Annotated in this window: 14 protein-coding genes; 6 read left to right on the top strand and 8 right to left on the bottom strand. The window is 64.6% G+C overall.

Annotated elements, in window-relative coordinates:
• The first annotated feature begins 72 nt into the window (after positions 1-72).
• The 6 genes from JNA92_RS16120 (at position 73) to JNA92_RS16095 (ending at position 8,395) form a co-directional block, all read left to right on the top strand.
• Positions 73-591, top strand: a complete 519-nt coding sequence (locus tag JNA92_RS16120) for an RNA polymerase sigma factor (protein WP_241805665.1) — start codon at positions 73-75, stop codon at positions 589-591.
• Positions 588-1,544 carry a FecR domain-containing protein gene (locus JNA92_RS16115; RefSeq protein ID WP_241805664.1) on the top strand — a complete coding sequence of 319 codons (957 nt, stop codon included), beginning with the start codon at positions 588-590 and terminating at the stop codon, positions 1,542-1,544. The genes JNA92_RS16120 and JNA92_RS16115 overlap by 4 nt, the downstream gene beginning before the upstream one ends.
• Before the next feature lie 216 nt (positions 1,545-1,760).
• Positions 1,761-4,193, top strand: a complete 2,433-nt coding sequence (locus tag JNA92_RS16110; RefSeq protein WP_241805663.1) for a TonB-dependent siderophore receptor — start codon at positions 1,761-1,763, stop codon at positions 4,191-4,193.
• Positions 4,194-4,241: 48 nt separating this feature from the next.
• Positions 4,242-5,354, top strand: a complete 1,113-nt coding sequence (locus JNA92_RS16105) for a PepSY-associated TM helix domain-containing protein (RefSeq protein ID WP_241805662.1) — start codon at positions 4,242-4,244, stop codon at positions 5,352-5,354.
• On the top strand, positions 5,351-5,527 hold the full coding sequence (locus tag JNA92_RS16100) for a hypothetical protein (protein WP_241805661.1): 177 nt from the start codon (positions 5,351-5,353) through the stop codon (positions 5,525-5,527). Before JNA92_RS16105 ends, JNA92_RS16100 begins: the two co-directional genes overlap by 4 nt.
• Before the next feature lie 66 nt (positions 5,528-5,593).
• Entirely contained in the window at positions 5,594-8,395 is a 2,802-nt protein-coding gene (locus JNA92_RS16095; RefSeq protein ID WP_241805660.1) for a dermonecrotic toxin domain-containing protein, read from the top strand.
• On the opposite strand, the gene JNA92_RS16090 is transcribed toward JNA92_RS16095, so the two are convergent.
• From JNA92_RS16090 to glnE, 8 genes are all read right to left on the bottom strand, one after another.
• Positions 8,356-9,798 (bottom strand): lipopolysaccharide kinase InaA family protein, encoded by a 1,443-nt coding sequence (locus JNA92_RS16090; RefSeq protein ID WP_241805659.1) that lies wholly within the window; start codon positions 9,796-9,798, stop codon positions 8,356-8,358. The two genes, JNA92_RS16095 and JNA92_RS16090, sit on opposite strands and share 40 nt — an antisense overlap.
• Positions 9,798-10,550 carry a lipopolysaccharide kinase InaA family protein gene (locus tag JNA92_RS16085; protein ID WP_241805658.1) on the bottom strand — a complete coding sequence of 251 codons (753 nt, stop codon included), beginning with the start codon at positions 10,548-10,550 and terminating at the stop codon, positions 9,798-9,800. The genes JNA92_RS16090 and JNA92_RS16085 overlap by 1 nt, the downstream gene beginning before the upstream one ends.
• Positions 10,547-11,281: a lipopolysaccharide kinase InaA family protein gene (locus JNA92_RS16080; protein ID WP_241805657.1), complete on the bottom strand. Its 735-nt coding sequence runs from the start codon at positions 11,279-11,281 to the stop codon at positions 10,547-10,549. Before JNA92_RS16080 ends, JNA92_RS16085 begins: the two co-directional genes overlap by 4 nt.
• Positions 11,281-12,087, bottom strand: a complete 807-nt coding sequence (gene rfaP, locus JNA92_RS16075) for a lipopolysaccharide core heptose(I) kinase RfaP (protein ID WP_241805656.1) — start codon at positions 12,085-12,087, stop codon at positions 11,281-11,283. Before rfaP ends, JNA92_RS16080 begins: the two co-directional genes overlap by 1 nt.
• Positions 12,084-13,208, bottom strand: a complete 1,125-nt coding sequence (locus tag JNA92_RS16070) for a glycosyltransferase family 4 protein (protein WP_241805655.1) — start codon at positions 13,206-13,208, stop codon at positions 12,084-12,086. The genes rfaP and JNA92_RS16070 overlap by 4 nt, the downstream gene beginning before the upstream one ends.
• A complete protein-coding gene (gene waaC / locus JNA92_RS16065; protein ID WP_241805654.1) occupies positions 13,208-14,266 on the bottom strand; it encodes a lipopolysaccharide heptosyltransferase I in 1,059 nt (352 codons plus the stop codon). The genes JNA92_RS16070 and waaC overlap by 1 nt, the downstream gene beginning before the upstream one ends.
• Positions 14,267-15,316, bottom strand: a complete 1,050-nt coding sequence (gene waaF, locus JNA92_RS16060; RefSeq protein WP_241805653.1) for a lipopolysaccharide heptosyltransferase II — start codon at positions 15,314-15,316, stop codon at positions 14,267-14,269. It lies immediately after the preceding gene.
• Between the two features lie 200 nt (positions 15,317-15,516).
• A complete protein-coding gene (gene glnE / locus JNA92_RS16055; RefSeq protein ID WP_241805652.1) occupies positions 15,517-18,450 on the bottom strand; it encodes a bifunctional [glutamate--ammonia ligase]-adenylyl-L-tyrosine phosphorylase/[glutamate--ammonia-ligase] adenylyltransferase in 2,934 nt (977 codons plus the stop codon).
• Positions 18,451-18,716: the final 266 nt, after the last annotated feature.

The raw sequence follows: 18,716 nt of genomic DNA, 5'->3' as shown, positions 1-18,716 counted from the left end.
CTGCCCCCCGCCTCTGCAACAATCGCGAATAATTATCGTTAGTTAACGCATTCGTTCCGGGGGGGACACTGCTTGTCTTCTGCTCAGAGCCCACACGCCGAACTGGTCGGTACGCTGTACCGCGACCACCGCAGCTGGCTGCTCGCCTGGCTGCAACGCAGCATGGCCTGCCGCCAGCGTGCCGAAGACCTGAGCCAGGACACCTTCGTGCGCCTGCTCGGGCGCGAACACCTGGACACCCCCCGTGAGCCGCGCGCATTCCTGGCCGCAGTAGCCAAAGGGCTGATGTTCGACCATTTTCGCCGCGCCGCCCTGGAGCAGGCCTACCTGGCCGAGCTCGCCCGCCTGCCAGAAGCCGAACAGCCCTCCCCTGAACTGCAACACCTGATCCTCGAAGACCTCAAGGCCATCGACCGCCTGCTCGGCAAGCTGTCGAGCAAGGCACGCACAGCGTTCCTGCACAATCGCCTGGATGGCATGGGCCACGCCGAAATCGCCGAGCGCCTGGGTGTATCGGTATCGCGGGTACGCCAGTACATCGCCCAAGGCATGCGCCAGTGCTATGTAGCGCTGTATGGGGAGCCGACGTGAACAACTCACCGGTTTCTGCCGGGGTCCTTGAAGCGGCCATCGCCTGGAAACTGAGCCTGGACGGCGGCACCGGTACGCTCGACGAGCGCAGCGAGTTCATGCGCTGGCATGCCGCCAGCGAGGAACACGCTCGCGCCTGGCGCCAGCTGGGCACCCTCGATCAGCGGGTCAGCGCCGCAGCCGGCCCCGCGCGCCAGGCCCTGCAGCAATCGCGCGCAGGGTTGCGCCGGCGGGTGGCGAAGGTGGGCGGCGGGCTGGCTGGCATGTTCCTGCTCGGCTCACTGTTGGCCTGGGTCGGCGCGCCATCGCTATCGGCAAGCTACTGGCTGGCCGATCAGCGCACCGCCACCGGCGAACTGCGGACCCTGCGTCTGGAAGACGGCACGCTGCTGAGCCTGAACACTCACACGGCAGTCGACATCGACTACGAAGGGGACCAGCGTGTACTGGTGCTGCACCAGGGGGAAATCTCGGTGGAGACCGGCCACCAGGACCCTCGCCCGTTGCTGGTGCGCACCGACGATGGCCGCCTGCGCCCCCTGGGCACTCGCTTCCTGGTGCGGCGCGAAAACCACGGTACCCGCCTGGAAGTGCTGCAGTCCTCGGTTGCAGCCCAGCCGCTCAACAGTGGTGACGAGCAGGTCCTGCGTGAGGGTCAGCAGGTGCTCATGAACGCCAATGGCTTGGGCCGTATCGCCCCCGTGCAAACCGGTGCGGATGCCTGGACCCGCGGCATGCTGGTGGTGGACAACGTGCGTCTTGCCGACCTGGTGGCGCAGCTGGGCCAATACCGCAGCGGCCACCTGGGCGTAGCCGATGAAGTGGCCGACCTGCGCGTGACGGGGAGCTTCCCGCTGACCGATACCGACCTGGCCCTGGCTTCACTGGCCCCCGCGTTGCCGGTGAAGATCGAGCGGCATACCCAGTGGTGGATCAACGTGGTGCCCAAGTAGGGCCTCAACGCCCTCGTCGCCGGGACGCCCGGTGCTGCGTTCCTTCACTGTTGATCAGCGCAATGCCGCCCCGTGAGGGCCGGCTTGCCGTTGATGAGGCTGAGCTGGCTGCGTACAAATACAAACCATTTCGATTTTTTTTCAGAGGCCCCTGTCACTTCTGAAATCTCGCTCGGCAAGGAAGCAATTAGCACTTATCCGTCGAGGAACCGCTGCATGTCCCGTGCCGTTGATCGTATCCTGCGCCCCAGCCTGATGGCCTTGTCCATCGCCCTGGCTGCACCGTTGGCCAGCCCTGCCCTGTTCGCCGCCGAGCAGTCCGCACAGCGCGCCTACGACCTGCCCAGCGCCCCGCTGGCCACCACCCTGAACCAGATCGCCAGCCAGTCGGGCATTGCCCTGGCCATCGACCCGGCACTGGTCAGCGGCCGCAACTCGGCGCCGGTCAACGGCCAATACGACGGCCTCGGCGCCCTGCAGGCAGCCCTGCTCGGCACCGGCTTGCAGTTGCAGCAGAGCACCGTCGGCAGCTACAGCCTGGTGGCAGTCCCTGATGGCACCCTGGCGTTGCCCGAGACTGCGATCAATGCCAATGCCTCGTACGAAAGCGCTTGGGGGCCGGTTGACGGCTACCTGGCCAAACGCAGCGCCGCGGGCACCAAGACCGATACCGCGCTGGTCGAAATTCCACGTTCGATTTCCGTCGCCACCCGTCAGCAGATGAGCGACCGCGGCGTCCACAGTCTGGATGATGCGGTGCGCTACATGCCAGGCATCGTATCGGCCAGTTTCGGCAGCGACACACGCTATGACTGGATGCGCGTAAGGGGCTTCGAACCGACTCAGTTCCTTGACGGCCTGCCGCTGCCACGCGGCGTCTACGCTAACCCTAAAGCCGAAACCTGGAACCTGGACCGCCTCGCATTGCTGCGTGGCCCGGCGTCCTCACTCTATGGGCAGACCCCACCCGGCGGCCTGCTGGACATGGTCAGCCGCCGCCCCCAGGCCGAAAGCGCCAACGAAATTGAAGTGCAATACGGCAGCGATAACCACCGACAGATCAACTTCGCCAGTACCGGTAAAATCGATGACCAAGGCCAGTTCCTGTATGGCATCAGTGGCGTTATCCGCGATGGCGGAACGCAGATCGACCACATAGACGACAAGCGCTACAACATTGCCCCAAGCCTGACCTGGAACATCGATGACGACACGTCACTGACCCTGCTGACCCAGTTCACCCGCGACGATACAGGCGCTACCAGCCAGTTCCGCCCCATCCAGGGCACCAAGATCGACATGCCATTCGGCAAGATCTCCCACCACAAGAACCTGGGGGATCCGGACTACGAGTTCTACGACCGTACCTACTACGCGCTGGGGTATGCCTTCGAACACCGAATCAATGATGTGTGGCAGTTCCGCCAGAACCTTCGCTACACAAAGACTGATCTGTCCTTTCAGACCATCACCCCTGGCAGCTACAACGAAACCACACCTCCAGTGCAAGACGACGGTACCGTCAGCCGTATGTCTACCAATACCGATGAAGACATCAGCCAATTCGCAGTGGATAACAACTTCCAGGCTGACTTCACCACGGGGGGCATCAGCCACACCCTGCTGATCGGCCTGGACCACCAACGCGTCAACACGAACTACCTGTCGATCTTTGGCTTCAACGTGCCGGACAGCAACGTCATCAACCCGGTCTACGGGCTACCGATCACACGCCCGGATCGCTCAACGGCGTTCTATGACTACAACCAGAAAACCCGCCAGACCGGCTTGTATTTTCAGGACCAGATGGCATTGGGCAACTGGCGCCTGACGCTGGGCGGTCGTGAAGACTGGGTGCATACCAGCACCAGATTCCTGAACCAGGGCGATGCCACCAACACCCAGAGAGACAAGAAATTCAGCAGCAACGCGGCCATCAGCTACGTCTTCGACTCGGGCTTGGTGCCTTACCTTTCGTATGCCGAGTCGTTCCAGCCGGCAAGCAATGCGTCCGCATCCGCCACGGAGTCTTTCAAACCGACAGAAGGCAAGCAGTGGGAGCTGGGCATCAAATACCAGCCACCGGGCTCCAACACCTTGTTGTCGGCAGCCGTATATGACCTGACTCAGAAGAACGTCTCGGTCACCAACAACGAGGGCGGTGTGACCGTCACTAGCCAGACTGGCGAAGTGAAAGTTCATGGCCTGGAGTTGGAAGCCGTTTCCGACGTCACCGAAAACCTGAAGATGACAGCTGCCTACACCCTGGCCAAGTCCGAAGTGCAGGACGGCCTTTACAAAGGCAACCGCCTGCAGTTGATGCCCAACCAGCAAGCCTCGTTGTGGGCAGACTACACCTGGCACACCGGCGTGCTCGACGGCTTCGGCATCGGCGCCGGCGCGCGTTACACCGGCAATACCTATGGTGATCAAGGCAACACCTGGCTGGGCAAGGCTGATGCGTACACCGTGTTCGATGCCTCCGTGCACTACGACCTAGGGCGCCTGAGCAACAGCCTCAAGGGTGCGTCGGTAGCGGTCAACGCGACCAACGTGTTCAACAAGGACTACATCTCCACCTGTGACAGTTATTACTGCTACTACGGTGACGAGCGCAGCGTCGTAGCAAGCGCCAGCTACAAGTTCTGAGTACCCAGGGGCCGCCAAGCGGCCCCCATGAGAAACTTTGGTACCGTGATGAAAAGCCAAACCATCCGCCGCTGGTCCGTGGTTCACACCTGGAGCAGCCTGGTCTGCACCCTGTTCATGCTGCTACTGGCCATCACCGGCCTGCCGCTGATCTTCCACCACGAAATCGAACACCTGCTCGGCGACGCCCCCGCGCTGCGCGAAATGCCTGCAGGCACCCCCCACCTGGACCTGCAACAGCTGGTGCTCAAGGCCGAGCAGCATCGTCCCGGCGAGGTAATGCAGTACGTTGGCTATGACGAGGACGAGAGCAACGGCGTGGTGGCCATCACCGCTGCCACGGCGGGTACCGACCCCAACTCGTCACACACCTTCATGCTCGATGCCCGCACCGGCGAGGCCGTCGCCATGCCGGCCGCCAACGGCGGTTTCATGATGATCATGCTGCGCCTGCACGTCGACCTGTTCGCCGGGCTGCCCGGCAAGCTGCTGCTGGCGTTCATGGGTGTACTGTTCGTGGTGGCGATCGTCTCCGGCACCGTGCTCTACGCACCCTTCATGCGCCGCCTGCAGTTCGCCACGGTACGCCACGACAAGTCCCGGCGCCTGCGCTGGCTGGACCTGCACAATCTGATCGGGGTGGTGACCCTGGCCTGGGCGCTGACCGTCGGTGTAACCGGGGTCATCAGCGCCCTGTCCGACCTGGTCATCGCCGCCTGGCGCAACGACAGCCTGGCCACCATGGTCGCGCCCTACCGTGACGCCCCGCCACTCACCGAGCGCGCCCCGGCCAGCCGACTGCTGGACATCGCCAAGCAGGCCGCGCCCGGTATGCGCCCAGACTTCATCGCCTTCCCCGGCACGCGGTTCTCCAGCGAGCACCACTACGCCGTGTTCATGAAAGGCGCCACCCACCTTACCTCGCACCTGCTCACGCCCGTGCTGATCGATGCGCGCACCCTGCAGGTGACCGCCGTGGGCGAACGCCCCTGGTACATGGACGCCATGGGGCTGTCGCAGCCACTGCACTTCGGCGACTACGGTGGGCGGCCGATGCAGATCCTCTGGGCAGTGCTCGATGGGTTGACCATCATCGTGCTCGGCAGCGGCCTCTACCTGTGGTGGGGCAAACAGCGCAAACCCCGGGAGGCCCGGGCATGAGCCACACGTCGCAACAGACCCTGCGCATTTTCACCTGGCCAGCCGCCATCGGCCTGCTCGGTGCCGCCGGCCTGTTCGCCGCCTTGCTGGGTGACGGTGCGTGGGATGCCCTGGCCTGGCTGGGCCTGGCCGTGCCCGTCATCCTAAGCCTGCGCGGGTTGTGCCGGCGATAACCGGCTACCGCTTCGGCCCTTGCCCCGGGCCGTAACGTTGCGCCTCCCTGACCGAAGGAGCGCAACATGCTACCGCTGGAACGTATCGAATTCCTCGACCATCAGATCACCGCCCTCCTGGCGCAAATGCCGAGCCCCGACCGGCCACGGCTCACCCGTCAGCAGCTACAGGGCGAGCTGGCGGAATACTGGGCAGCCACCGATACCCAGGGCCGCTCGCGCAGGGTGCGCCTGTGCGATCTGCGCCGGGCCATGATGCATGCCGAGTTGACCCTGCGCCTGGGCGACCAAACCTTGCCCACCCCTCAGGCCGATGCCCTGAGCCTGTGCCTGGACCTGCCCTACGCCTGGCAACGCCGCCCCCAAGCGATGGCCACACGTGCCCAGGTCTACCGCCTGGTCCTCAGCCGTAGCCAGCCCCACAGCCGCGCCGTGCTACCAGGGATGTTCGTGGTCATCACCGGTACTGACGAGGCCGCCGAGCTCTCCCCGGAGCAGCCCCGCGGGCCGGCGTTGCTGTGCGGCCTAACCCAAGGCATCGAGGCCTATGCCTCGCTGGCCGACCTGCACCTTGAGCTGTGCGAACGCCTCGACGACCCGCTACAGGGCCCGCCACTGCTGCGCCTGCTGGTCGATGCCGAGCGTATGGAGCACGCCGCCAAGGCCGACCGCCTGCGCTATGAATGGTATGCCGATGACCCGGTGCAAGCCCAAATCGACATCCTGATCGAAGCGCAGCGCCTGCGTGTCAACCACGCCTGGGCCACTGCCCAGGGCGCGCTGGCACCCACGGCCGAGGCGCTGCGCGAGGCCCTGTCACTGACGGCCGATGTCGGCAAGCAGGCGTTGCTCGACACGCGCTACGGCCTGCTGCTGGAAAAAAACCTGCCCAACTGGTTGACCACGGCAGGGCCCCAGGCGCTTTCGCACATCATGCAGGCCATGCAACAACTGGTCGCCGCCGGCAATCGCATCGCCGCACCAGGCATCCTCACCTTGGCGCAGTTTCGCGAGCAGGACAGCTTGCTGGGCTGGGCCCGCGCCCGTGTAGAGGAACGCCTGCGCCACGATCATGGCCTGCGCTACGCAGCTGCCGACATCATGGTCCATGTGGTGCACAGCCGTCAGGCCGGCCCGCAGCTGAACCCCTTCAACCCTTCGATCTACGTCACCTGGCGGGGCTTCGAGCAGGTCGGTGGGGTAATGGTCGAGCTGACCAGGGAGAGTTACCCGCTGGACGAGTTGGCTTTGTGCAACCTGAACTGGTTCGACTACGACTATTGGCTCACCGCCCGGGTGACCCATCGCCAAGACAAGCCGTTACCCGAGGCACTGAACCCGGCCTACATCAAGGCGATGATCAGAAACCTGAATGTCGGCGGCAGCTATGATGCTTACCTGAAAACCCAATTGATCGATTCCCCGGTCGGGGGCTGGAGGCTCAATGCCCATGCCCTGATCAACCGGGCCCGCATGCGTGCCGAAGTGGCCAAGGCGCGTTATGCCGGGCACCTTGGCAACGCCCAGGGTGAACAAGGCTATCGCTGGGTACGCCAGGTACTGGACTACCCACACAACGCGCTGCGCCCGCCCGTGGACAACCACCGCATCACCGTGCGCCAATTGACGATCCATGGTCATACCCTGCAAGGGGTTCTGCTGATCAACGCCGAAGGCTCTGGCACAGACGCCTTCGTCCTGTACACACCGGACGCACCCGACCGCCGCGCCTGGCGCCGGCTGAGCAATGCTCGCGAACTGATGCGGCTGCTGCGCCAGCAACCGGCCCTGCGCGCCTACGTCGCGAGCCGCCTGCCGCTGCTGTCACCTGTGCGCATCGAAAAACTGCTGAACAAGGGCCGGCTCGGCCCGGCACTGCGCATCCTGGCAATCGAGGATGACCTGTTCTTCGCCTACTACATGGCCGAGGTACGCGGCTGGTTGGCGGTGGTCGATGCCCGGAGCCGCACCACCGGGGAGGCAGATCTTCAGCAGGGCACCGCGCTGGTGTGGCGCCTGCTCGACCTGATCAGCCTGGTACTGCCTGCGCGTGTACAGATTCCCCTAGCCATGGGACGCATGGTGATCGAAACCTGGGCGGGCCTGGAAGCCTTCAGCGAGGACGATATCAACGGTGTGCTGACCCATACCTACAACGCCCTGAGCTATGCCAACGATGCAGGTACCGGCGCGGTCAGCGCCGGCCTGATGCGCCGTATGATGCGTGGCCTGCCGACGCAACCACCGCTGCCACTGCCCTCGCGCTACAGCATCACGCCTGCGCTCGAGCACCTGCGCTTCACCATTGACGGTGTGCACGGTGAAGGCGTCTTTGAAAAATCATCAGCCTTCGAAGGGCTGACCCAATACTTCATCCAGGACGCCCACGGCCGCTATTACCAGGTCTCGTTCGACGGGCGTCGTTGGCGTGTCATCGACCCTACGCAGCCGGACGCTTACCTGCTGCAGCCAGTCAAACGCCTGGCCAATGGCAACTGGGTGATCGACTCCCCGGTGCTGTGGTACGACGGCTTGCCCGATCTACCGCAGTTGCTGGCCAGCTGCCGCCTGCAGCCGCCGTTGGAGGGTGAAGCGGTGGGCACGCAGGCGGGGCTGTGCCAGGCAGACGACCAGCTCTACCTGCAAACCCCTGCCGGGCAACTGCCCTTGCGTGCGCACCTGCTCGCCGGGCGCTACCACCTGGTGATCCCGCACGCCCGGCAAGCCGGCGTGGTGCCGTGGGCGATCCTGCGCTGGCAAGACCAGCAGTGGCGCATCCGGGTACGCCAGGCCGGGCGCAGCAGCGATTGGCTGGCGCTGCCGGATGCCTACTCGCCGAGCCTTGGCAACAGCCGGTCCAGGCGCTGATGCAAGGCACTGCTGCTCGGCCAGTTACGCAACAGCCGTGCCCGGTCACGGGCGTAGGCCGGTGCGAAGCTGAGCGCGGTGGCGTGCTGGCACATGGCGTCGAGGTCGATCAATGACCATTGGCCGTTGTGCCAGAACAGGTTGTGGCCTTTGAAGTCGCCGTGGCTGATACGCTCGCGGATCAGTTGCTGCATCACCTCCACCAAGGCATCGACTTGCTCTTCAGGCGCCTCGCCGTTTTCCACATAGGGCGCGAAGCACGCAGTCAGGTCCGGGCCATCGACATGTTCGGTGACCAGGTACGCCCGGCTGCGCAGGCCCATGACGCGCTGCTCCAGCACCGCCAACGGGCGCGGCGTGGCGATGCCCAGGAACTCCAGGCGATGGCCTTCGATCCAGGAGTGCCAGGCCCGGCTCGGGCGCCAGAAGCGCTTGAACCAGTGTGCGGTGTTCTTGATGTTGTAGCGCTTGAGCACCAGTGAGCGCCCACCCACTTCGACACGCGCCACGCTGGCCGCGCCGCCTGTCTTGTACAGGTGGCCCTGGTCGATCAAGGTATCGGCCTGTTCCAGCACCGGCAACATGGCCTGGACTTCGCTGCGACGGATCGAGCGTAAGCCCGAGAGGCTGCGCTCGACGCTGAACAGCGTGCATTCGCGGCCGGCCTTCTCCAGGTAGTCCTTAAGCCGCCAGCTGCGCACCTTGTCCACCTGCTTCTGCAACGCCTCCATGGGCAAGGCGTGCTCGGCATTGGCCAGCAAGTAGTGCACCAGCAGCTCTTCGATGAAGGGCTCCAGGCGCTTGGGCAACTGCGCGAAGAACACCCCGAGGTTTTCCAGCACACGCGGGCGCGACAGCTGCTGGCCGGGTGTTTCGGCCTTGATGCCAGCGCCATCGATGAGGTACAGCTTGCCGCCGTGACGCAGCAGGTTGTCCAGGTGCAGATCTTCCTGCCAGAGGCCCTTGGCATGCATCTGGGCAACGGCGGTCAATGCTTCGCCAAGCACCAGGTGCTGTTCGTCGGCAAGCACCGGCAAGCCTGCCACTTTGTCCCAGGCATCGGCCAGGCTTTGGGCGCCGTCGAGGAACTCGAACAGCAGCCAGCCACCCTCACCGTCCTTGAGCCCATCGGCAAGCAGCCTGGGCGTGGTCAGGCCCTGCTCGGCCAGCAGCTTCACACCCTCCAGCTCCCGCTGGAAATGGCGCGCGGCGTTGCCACCCACCAGCAACTTGGCCAACACCGGCGTACCGCGCCATACCCCGGCACCGACATAGCGCTGGCCCGGCAACACCCGCAGCAGGCTGAGCAACTGAAGTTCGGCGTTGCCAGCGGCGTCGGCCAGGCTGATCGAGAGCGGCAGTGAAGGGCTGCGCCCGGCATCTTTCAATTCAGACAAACGCATCAGCGGGCCTCTTTTTCACGACGGCGTTGTGTCAGCCGCTGCAACCAGGTGCCGACCAGCGCGCTGTCGGCCGGCAGGGCAAGGTAGGCAGCCAGCAGCGTGCGCACCTGCGCTTCGCTCCAGGCCGGGGCGCGGCGCAGCAGCGGCTCCAGGTCCTTCAGGCGGTCGCGCATGCCGAACAGCAGTGGCCGGGTCTTTTCCAGGTCGATCAGTTGCGCGTCCCAGCCTTCGCGGCGCTGGCGCAGGAAGATGTGCTTGGGGTAGAAGCAGCCGTGCACCTGGCCGGCGCTGTGCAGCGTGCGCGCCAGCTGGCCACAGGCCTGGAGGATACCGTTGCGCTCAGCGTCACCGAGCTGCGGCCATTGGCCCAGCAGGCTTTCCAGGTCGCTCCAGTCATCCAGGGCACGGGTGAGCAGAATCGCCCGGTGCTGGCCCGCGTGCTTGCGCTCACCGTAGAACACTGCCTGCAAGGCCGGGATATGCAGCTTCTGGTAACGGCTGATGTTGCGGAACTCACGGGCGAACGTCGGCTCGCCGAACGGGCGGTGCAAAGTGCGGGTCAGGTAGTCGCTCTGGCGCTTGAGGTAATACCCTTTACCCTCGAGCTCCAGGCGATAGACACTGCTCCAGCCGCCACGGCCGGTGTTGGGTTCGTCCACGGCATCGAGCTGTAGCGCCCACAGCGCTTCGAAGTCATTCAGGCCATGGCGTTTGAGCAGCGCGAGGTCCGCGCTGGCCAGGTAATCGGTCATTCCCTTCCCTCAAAGAAGCTCAGTACCTGACGGACCCGGCGCTTGTCGCGTGTATTCAGGCGCTGACGCCCGCGGTACTGCAAATAGAAGCGCAGACGCTGGGTCGCCGTCAGGTGGTATTTGGCGACCTTGTCCAGGCATGCCAGGTCCTTGATCAGCCGGTGGCGCCACATGAAACCGCGCCAGAAGTCGCCGGTGGGGCAATCGATGAAGAACAGCGTGCCCCGGTCATCGACCAACAGGTTGCGCCACTTGAGGTCGTTGTGGGCAAAACGATGTTCATGCATGACCCGGGTATGGCGCGCCAGCTGTTGGCTGATATGGTCGACCCAGGCGCGATCGGCCAGGCGCGGATCATTGCGCTCAGCCAGCGCCGACAGGTCTTCGGTGCGGGGCAGCTCGCGAGTGATCATCGCGCCACGGCCAAACGCCAGGCCTTTGCGCTCAAGGCCCCAGGCCACAACCTCGGCGGTGGGGATGTCCCATTTGGCGAACTGTTTGAGGTTCTGCCATTCGGCCTTGATACGCGGCCGGCCGAGGTAACGGCGCATGTGTTTGCCGGCGCCGGTGTAGCGCTTGACGTAATAGTTGACCCCGTCACGCTCGACGCGGACCACCTCGCTGAGCGGGTCACGGGTCAGGCGCTCACCCTGCAGGGCAAACACCGCATCAAGAGTGCCGAAGTCCGCCGCCAGGTGTTCATAGCCCGGCGCCAGTGTCCAACCCGCCATCAGAGTGCATCCCCATAGCGTTGTTTGCGATCGTAGAGTTTCTGCGCCTTGCGATCCAGCCAGGCCAGCAGCGCGGCTTCCTCGCTGAGGACCTGGCGCAGCGGGCGCTGGAAGTAACCACGCAGGAAACGCAGCTTGTCGCGCCGGGTCAGGCCGATGTCCAGCGCCGAAAAGTACAGCGCGGCCAGGTCCTTGTCCCGCCAGCGGCGGCTGATTTTCGCCCGGGTCTGGGCGCGGTGCAGGTCGATGACCGACAGCTTGAAGTCTTGCGCCGTCACCGGGCGATCGGTGTGCAGCAGGAAGTGGCAGATGTAGCAGTCGCGGTGGTTGACCCCGGCGCGGTGCATGCCGCCGGTCATCTTCGCCACTTCGGCGATCAGCGCGTGCTTGAGCGCAGGCTCAGGCGGCTGCCTGACCCAGTCGATGCTGAAGTCTTCCAGGCTGATGGTCGGCGCCAGCTCTTGAGTGACGATGAACGAATGCTGCGTGGCCGGGTTGCTGCCACGCTCGCCGTAGGCCACTGCAGTCATGGTCGGCACGCCGACTTCATGCAGGCGCTCGATGGCCCGCCATTCCTGGCCGGCACCCAGCACCGGAAGCTTGGCGGTGAGCAGGTTCTTGAAGATTTCGCCCCAGCCAATGCCCCGGTGGATCTTGACGAAGAAACCTTCGCCATCGACCTCGGTGCGCAGCGTGCGGCGACCTTCCAGCTCGCGGTACACCTCGCCTTGCAGGGCTTCCACGGCATCGAAGGCATCACGCCCCGCCCACAGGCGCTTGAAAGGTTCGGCCAGTATCAGCTTCATGCGCTCTCCTGCCCCAGAATCACGTCGGCGGCGTGCTGCGGCATGCTGTACAGGTCGGCGGTATCGGCAAAGGCCAGCCCATTGCGCGACCACTCCGCACGCGCCGTTGGCGCTTCGAGCATGCGCTGCAGGTAGCCATTGAGCTGTTCCTGCTCGAACGGCTCGTCGAGCACCAGGCCGCTGTCGGCCTCGGCAATGTAATGGGCATAACCGCAGACCTTGGAAACCAGCACCGGCAAGCCCGCCACCAGTGCTTCGAGCAGCACGGTGCCGGTGTTCTCGTTGTAGGCCGGGTGAATCAACAGGTCCGCACCCAACAGGAAGCGTGGAATGTCACTGCGCCCCTTGAGAAACTGCACCTGCTCGCCCAGGCCCAAAGCTGCGCTCTGCAGCTGGAACACCTTGGGGTCGTCCTGGCCTATGACCATCAGCCGGGTGCGCTTGCGCAGAGACGCCGGCAGAGCGGCCAGGGCTTTGAGGCTACGGTCGACGCCCTTGGTTTTGAAGCCGGAGCCGATCTGAACCAGCAGCAGGTCGTCATCGCCCAGGTTGAACTCCTTGCGAAACGCCGCGCGGATCTCGGCGGCATTGGCCGGCGCACGGCGGTCCTGGGAAATGCCGGGCGGCAGCAGGTGGAAGCGCTCGACAGGGGTGCCGTAATGCTTGATGAACAGCGGTTGCTGCACCTCTGAAATCATCAGCACCTCAGTGCGCGCATCCTTGGCGAACACGGCCCGCTCGTACTCGGCAAAGTGCCGGTAGCGGCCCCAGCGGCGGTACAGGCCGCCACGCAGGGTCTGGGCCTTGTCCTCGAAACAGCCGTCGGCCGCGTAATACACGTCCAGGCCCGGCATCTTGTTGAAGCCGATCAACCGGTCTACCGGGCGCTTGGCCAGATCGGCCTGCATCCAGGCACTGAGTTTTTCGTTGCGACGGTGGTTGAACAGCGCCTTGACCGGCGCCACCAGCACCTCGAACCCGGGCGGAACGTCGCCTTCCCAGATCAGCGTGTAGACACGGATCTGGTGGCCCCTCTTCTGGCATTCCAGGGCAATGCGCATGAAGTCGCGCTGCAGCCCGCCGAAGGGGAAATATTTGTAAAGCACGAAAGCCAGTTGCATCAACGGACATCCTCAGCCAGCAGCAACGCGCTCAAGCGGCTCGCCACATGCTCGGGATTCAGGCGAGTGAAGCACAGTGGCCACTCGCGTTTGAGATCGAACCGGCGCAGGTCGTCGGCGCTCGGTTTGTAGGTGCACTTTTTCTGCAGGCACGGTGCACAGGGGAAATCGCTGGCCTGATGGACTTGTACACGGCCATAGGCGCCGGTCAGGCCCGGGTTGGTCGGGCCGAACAGCGAAATGGTAGGCACATCCAGCGCCGCCGCCAGGTGGCCCAGCCCAGTGTCCACCGCAACACAGGCCTTTGCCGCCGCCAGCACGCGGGCAACACCGGCAAGGTTCAATCTGGGGAGCACCTGGCAGTTGTTCAAGCCCTGGGCAATACGCTCGGCGCGGTCTTTCTCGGCCTGGTTGCCCCATGGCAGGCATACCTGCAGCCTGCTGCGGCCCAAGCGTTCAGCCAGCTCGCGCCAGTAGGCCTCGGGCCAGTGCTTGGTCGCCCAGGTGGTGCCGTGCAGAAACACCACGTACGGCGCTGCCGGCGGCAGTTGCAGGCGGTCCAGGTCCAGGCCGTACTTGCCGATACCTTCGGGCAGGTCATAGGCCAGCGCCATGGCGAACAGCTGGCGCACGCGCTCTACCGCATGCTGGCCGACGGCGACCGAAAGGCGCCGGTCATAGAAGCGGCTGGCCCAGCCCTCGCGCGCCGAGTAACGGTCCAGGCCAGCCACCGGCGCCTTGACGTAGCGGGTCAGCCAAGCCGACTTGACCAGCCCCTGGGCATCGATCACCAGGTCGTACTTGCGCTCGCGCACGCGTTGCTTGAACGCCTTCCACTCGCCGCTCTTGATGGTCTGCCAGACATTCTTGCGCCAGCGCCGAATGGCCACCGGTATCACCTGGTCGACCGCCGGGTGCCAGCTGGGGATCTCGGCGAAGCCTTCTTCTACCACCCAATCGAAGCGGATGCCCGGGATCGCATGGGCGGCATCGGTGAGCGCCGGCAGGGTGTGGATCACATCACCCAGCGACGAGGTCTTGATGATCAGTACCCGCACTTACTCGACCTCGGCCACGGTATCGATCAGGTTCGGCCCACCCAGGCTGTGCAGGGCGGCGATGACTTTGCCCGGCTCCAGCAGACGCAGGCAGTTGTAGTGGCCGAAGCGGCAGGTGCGGTCGAAGCATGGGCTGCACTCGATGCCCGTGCGCACGACCTCCACCTGCTCGGCCAACGGCGGGGTGAAGCCCGGCGAGGTCGAGCCATAGACGGCAACCAAAGGGCGGTTCAACGCCGCCGCAACGTGCATCAACCCGGAGTCGTTGGACACCACCGCGTTGGCGCAGGACATGAGGTCGATCGCCTCGGCCAACGAAGTTTCGCCTGCCAGGTTGCAGGACTCTTCACGCAAACCCGGGATCAGCCGGTCGCGGATCTGTTCGCCGACCGGGTGATCGTTCTTCGAGCCGAACAGCCAGACCTGCCAGCCTTGGCGAATCATGGCGTCGGCAACGTTGGCGTAGTGCTCTGCCGGCCAGCGCTTGGCTTCCCCGAACTCGGCGCCTGGGCACAACGCAAGCACCGGGCGGTCCAGCTCCAGGCCGAACTTGGCCAGCGCGGCGTCACGGCTCGGCGCTTCGATCTGCAGGCTCGGCCGAGGATAAGGCTGCGGCAGCTCGGCACCCGGCGCGTAGGCCAGTGCCATGAAGCGCTCGATCATCAACGGGTAGCGGGCCTTGTCCAGTTTACGCACGTCGTTGAGCAGGCCGAAGCGCATTTCGCCGCGCCAGCCGGTGCGCCTGGGGATGCCGGCAAAGAACGGCACCAGCGCCGACTTCAGCGAGTTGGGCAGCAGGATCGCCTGGTCGTACTGCCCGGCCAGGGACTTGCCGATGCGCCGGCGCGTAGCCAGTTCCAGCGCGCCATGGCCGAGCGGGAAGCTCAAGGCCTGACGCACTTGGGGCATGCGCTCAAGGATCGGCCGGCTCCACTCGGGCGCCAGCACGTCGATCACGCAGTCGGGGTGCTGCTGTTTCAGGCACTGGAACAGGGTTTGCGCCATCACCATGTCGCCAACCCAGCTGGGGCCAATGATCAGTATTCTCATGCTTAGTCCAGAAACGCTCGGGGAGGCTACAGGCTGCGGTACAGCCTGGCCTCCCCTCTTTATATTCAGGCTATGTGGCGGACAGTGTACCACCCGGGCCGCTTCGCGCCCCAATCGCCACCAAGCCGGCCCCACAGGGGGCATGCAGGCCTCAGGTACTGCAAGGCACCTTTGCAGGCCGGCTTGCCGGCGATTGGCCCTCAAGTCAAACCGAGCTGCGCCCAAATCCTTCGAACGTCGCGGCGCTCATCGATAAACTGTGCCGCATCGATCACCCCGGCCTGCTTCTGCAGGGCCTGGCGGTGCGAGGCTGAGCGAAACGCCTTGTACACTTCACGCAACAAAACCGCATCGCTGGCCGGCATCAAGCCTGCCTGCTCCAGCTCTTCCAGAATGCGAATGTTATCGGTCCAGCGCAGTATGGCCGGATGGTCGTGTGACCAGGCCAAAGCGGCGTATTGCACCATAAATTCGATATCGACGATACCGCCGGCATCCTGCTTGATATCGAACGCCATCCCCGCATCGAAGGCATTGCCCGCGGTGCCTGCGGCGGTAGCCTTGGTGCCGAGGTTGTCGCGCATCTTGGCGCGCATCTCGCTGACTTCGCTGCGCAGCTTGTCCAGGTCACGGGCCTGGCCCAGAACCTTGGCACGCACCCCCTCGAACGCTGCCGCCACCTGCTTGCAGCCCACCAGCACGCGGGCGCGCACCAGGGCCTGATGTTCCCAGGTCCAGGCTTCGTTCTGCTGGTAGCGCTCGAACGCGCCCAGCGAGCTGACCAAAAGCCCCGCGGCGCCCGAGGGCCGCAGGCGCATGTCGACGTCATACAGCTGGCCGGAATTGGTTTGCGTGGTCAGCAAATGGATGATGCGCTGGCCCAGCCGCGTGAAGAACTGCGCGCTGTCGATCGGCTTGGCGCCATCGGTTTCCGCCTGCGGGTCACCGTCGTGGATGAACACCAGGTCCAGGTCCGAGCCGTGGCCCAACTCCAGGCCGCCTACCTTGCCGTAGCCAAGGATGATGAAGCCCGGGTCGCACAGGCTGCCATCGGTGCGCTTGGGCTGGCCGTGACGCGCCACGGTCTGGCGCCAGGCCAGGGCCAGCACCTGGTCAAGAATGGCTTCGGCCAGCCAGGTCAGGTAGTCGCTGACTTTCATCAATGGCAGGTTGCCACTGATTTCGGAAGCGGCCACGCGCAGGCTGTGGGCCAGCTTGAAGTGGCGCAAGGCCTCCATCTGTTGTTCAAGATCGTCCTCGGGGATGCGCGTCAGCCGCTCACGCAGCTCGGCGGCCAGCTCCGGCGCCAGCGGCGGGCTGAACAGGCGGCCTTCATTGAGCAACTCATCGAGCAGCAATGGGTAACGGGCAATCTGTTCGGCGATCCACGGGCTGGCAGCACACAGGGTAAGCAGGCGGCGCAAGGCCCCCGGGTTTTCAGTCAGCAGCACCAGGTAGGCCGAACGCCGCGCCACAGCTTCGACCAGCGGCAATACCCGTTCCAGCACCAGGTCAGGGTTGTCATGCTCGACCGCCTGGGCCAGCAGGCGCGGGATGAAGGCATCCAGGCGTTCACGGCCGATGCGCTGCATCGACCGCAACTGTGGGCTGGCACGCAGCCCCGCCAGCCTGCGCAACGCTTCGGCGGGCTGCTTGAACCCGGCTTCTTCCAGCTGACGGCCGGCGGCCTCCTCATCCTGCGCCTGCTCCCACAAAGGCGACCACTCGCCGCCAACCACCAGGTCACCCTCGCCGTCTTCTTCATCCGGGTCGGCGATGACCTGGCGGAAGTGCCAGTCGACACGGCCGCGCCAGTGCATCAGCTGCTCGTGGAAACTCTGCCAGCCGCTAAAGCCAAGCACATAGGCCACGCGCTCACGGTCAGTCTCATCATCGGGCAGCATCTGCGTCTGGCGATCGGCAATGGCCTGGATGGCGTGCTCGGTATAGCGCAGGAACTCATAGCCTTCGCGCAGCTCCGCCACCACAGCCGGCGGCAGATAGCCTTGGCCTTCCAGGGTCGCCAGCACTTTCAGCAATGGCCGCTGCTGCAGGCTCAGGTCGCGCCCGCCATGGATCAGCTGGAAGGCCTGGGCAATGAACTCCACTTCACGGATGCCACCGGCACCGAGCTTGATGTTCTCGGCCATGCCCTTGCGCCGTACCTCCTGCTGGATCAGCTGTTTCATGGTGCGCAGCGCTTCGATCGCCGAAAAGTCCAGGTAACGCCGGTACACGAACGGGCGTAGCATCTCCTGCAATTGCGCGCCTGCCGCCTGGTCGCCAGCCACCACCCGCGCCTTGATCATCGCGTAGCGTTCCCAGTCGCGGCCCTGATCCTGGTAGTACTGCTCCAGGGCATTGAAACTGAGCACCAGCGCACCGGCCGAGCCGTAGGGGCGCAGGCGCATGTCGACGCGGAACACGAAGCCATCGACGGTGACCGGGTCGAGCGCCTTGATCAGGCGCTGGCCCAGACGGGTGAAGAACTCCTGATTGTCCAGCGAGCGCTTGACCCCTTCGGTCTCACCGCCCTCGGGGAAGGCGAAGATCAGGTCGATATCCGATGACAGGTTGAGCTCGACCGCCCCCAGCTTACCCATGCCCAGCACCACCATATGCTGCGGTTCGCCGCTGCGGTTGCCGATCGGCGTACCGAACTGCTGGCAGTGGCGCGGATACAGCCATTGATAAGCTTCGTCGATGGCCGCGTCGGCCAGGTCGGACAGGTCACGGCAGGTCTCGCCCAGTTCGGCCTGGCGGGTGATATCGCGCCAGATGATGCGCAGCTGCTGGCGGTTGCGCTCGCGGCGCAGGTTGCGTGCCAGCTCGTCTTCACTCGACGCCGCCTGGGCCGTTGCCGCAATGTGCCCACGCAGCTCGCCCGGCGCATAACGGCGGTCCATCTCGCCGCTGGCCAGCAGGGCAAACAGCATCGCCGGCTCACGCTGGGCCAGGCCGAGCACGAAGTCGCTGGCGGCGGCCACCTGGTCGAACTGTTGCCGGTGAGCCGGGCTCCAGGCGTTCGGGTCGAGCGCCGGGTGGCTGCTCAGGGCATCGAGCAGAAACTGCCGATTACGGGCGACCAGCGGTTGCAGGGAGGCAGGCAGTTCGAGCGGCAAAGGCAGGCGCATGGTCTATCCTTGATCGGCGAGAAAGAGAGAGGAAAAAGCGGCCACGAGGAAACCGGACCACGGTTGGACTGTCGTACAAAAGTTGGAAATAGCTGAAAAAAACGAATCATTGGCAAGAAACATCAAGAATCACCCGCTCGTAGCACAACGCCAACCAACATGAACGTTTTTCCTCACAAGCCACGGTGCGACCAAACGTCGCATTTGTGTAGTTTTACTACTACCCCACCCGTGCAAAAGCATGAAATGCGAAAGCAAATGTAGTA

This window comes from Pseudomonas putida, assembly GCF_022627325.1.
GTDB classification, from domain to species: domain Bacteria; phylum Pseudomonadota; class Gammaproteobacteria; order Pseudomonadales; family Pseudomonadaceae; genus Aquipseudomonas; species Aquipseudomonas putida_X.
Note: the sequence above shows the minus strand (reverse complement) of the source record. Positions and strands in the feature narration are given on the sequence as shown.